The organism is Oleiphilus sp. HI0123, assembly GCF_001635315.1.
Genome location: NZ_LWGE01001292.1, coordinates 1 through 2,055, shown reverse-complemented (window position 1 = coordinate 2,055; position 2,055 = coordinate 1). Strand labels below are relative to the sequence as shown.

Sequence of the window (2,055 nt, the reverse complement as noted above, 5' to 3'; positions counted from 1 at the left end):
TTGCTTCACTCTCGACATTATCGAGTTCTTTATCCATCTTATCGAAAAATTTATTCATCGAGTGAACCAAGCCAACGGTGCTCCAACAATCTTGCATATCACGCTTGGTATGTTTGAGCACTTCTTTCAAGCGCTCTTCACTAACCAATTGCTGCAATACTTCTCCTTGCGACTCCATCAAACGTCGACTAGAGCGTAAAGTGATCAGTTTGCGGTGATAGATATCGTGCTCGGTGTGCGTTTCTTTGGCTAGATTCTGCAACATTTCGGGGCTTAGTACTTCTCTTTCTAGCCCTTCGTGACGCTCGTATAAGTTAGCCAAACGGTCATTCAAAACTGATTGCGAGCCATGCAGCATCTTTTGCAAATCTCGCAGAAGATCTTTGTAAATCGTTGACTCACGCTCGGCAATAATTCGCTTGGAAATTAGCTTCTCCAATTTAGGAAAAGCACTTTTTTGCAATAATGAATGGTCTTTTCTGATTTTAGCAATCAAACCCTGTTTTGCAGATAAAGGCAAAACATCTTCTGCATCCATATTCAGCTGCTTGGCTGTTAGGTGCCGAATTTGCTCAATCGAAGCACTAATATGCGGTTCACCCTGCAGGTCATCCCAGAGCACATCTATTTTATTCAGCACAGCAAAACGACCTGCACGGTGTTCAGACTCATGCACATCGATATACTGCTTCCAGATTGCCATGTCACTGGCTGTAACGCCCGTGTCAGCACTCAGCATAAAGATAACAGCCTGGGCATTAGGAATCATGCTAATGGTGAGTTCGGGCTCTGAGCCTAAGGCGTTTAAACCTGGCGTATCCAGGATACATAAACCTTTGCGTAAGATCGGGCTATCAAGGCTCAATAAAGCATGGCGCCACGCCGGTATTAAGACCTTATCTGAATTCTTGGCGCGTTCCAGCGAGCCTTCATCAAAGCCTAGTTCACGCGCCTGGGCAAAAGAAACCACTCGTGTTTCAGCGATTTGCCTGAGTGTTTCAGCCATCGACTCTTGATTACGAGGATCAATGGGAAAATAACGCCACTCATGGTCGCTCTTTTTTAATTCGCTAATGGTCTGGTTTTGTGATCGGGAGTCGATCGGTAATAGCTTGAGGTAGTTTTTTTTCTGGTGTTGATCGTAGAAAATTTCAGTCGGGCACATGGTCGTACGACCCGCCTGGGACGGTAACATTCTCTGGCCAAAGCTTGAGAATACCAAGGCGTTGATCAGTTCTGTTTTACCTCGGGAATATTCCCCAACCAGGGCTACCGTTAGTAACTCATCGTGTAAAAGCCCTAAACCACGCTGTAAGCGAGCATCGAGTTCGTTACTATACAAGCCAGCATCGACCAACCACTGTTTGTAGCGCTCAACGGAGCTACTCAGCTGCCGCTTCCAATCATGGAAGGCATCAACCTGTTGTGATAAGTCGTTTATAGACATGCAAAGTCACCACTTAACGTGCTTAAAAGCAATCATTCCAGGCGAGCCATTAAAAGCTTCCGCCTATTCCTTCACGATCATAGACCCTTATAGGTAATTTATCTGTGCGGGTATTGGCATTCCCTACACAAAGCTTAGCCCTTAAGACTATCTAAGCGTCAGATCATTCGCATTAAATGGCTCACGACCGTTTCGAGCACCTGAAGCGTAAGAAATGCAAATATTGGTGATAAATCCAAGCCGCCCATAGCTGGCAAGATCTTACGAAAGGGCTTCATCAAGGGCTCGGTAATCTGATTAATCAAGAGTAAGGCTGGGTGCCCGCTGCCGGGTGCAATCCAACTTGCAACGATCATGATAATTAGAGACCAAAAATAGATTTTTATTAAAAAGCTCGCAACCAATATGGCCGATAACAAAACAATATTAATCGGATTCGATATCGCATACCCCAACACCGCAACCTTGATACCAACAGCAACTGTCTGTACTAATATTGCTAGCACCAATGAAGCCAGATCGATGCCCGCTATACCTGGTATTAATCGTCTTAAAGTGATAAGCAAAGGGTTCGTCGCTTTAACAACAAACTGGGAAATGGGGTTATA

2 protein-coding genes are annotated in these 2,055 nt (G+C 44.9%); both read right to left on the bottom strand.

All coding sequences use genetic code 11. The features are described 5' to 3' along the window. On the bottom strand, positions 1 to 1,447 hold a 1,447-nt coding region (locus A3761_RS15615), incomplete at its 3' end, for a dynamin family protein (RefSeq protein WP_068750457.1). Between the two features lie 158 nt (positions 1,448 to 1,605). Further along, a partial coding sequence (locus A3761_RS15610) for a YggT family protein (protein ID WP_068750455.1) occupies positions 1,606 to 2,055 on the bottom strand: 450 nt, incomplete at its 5' end.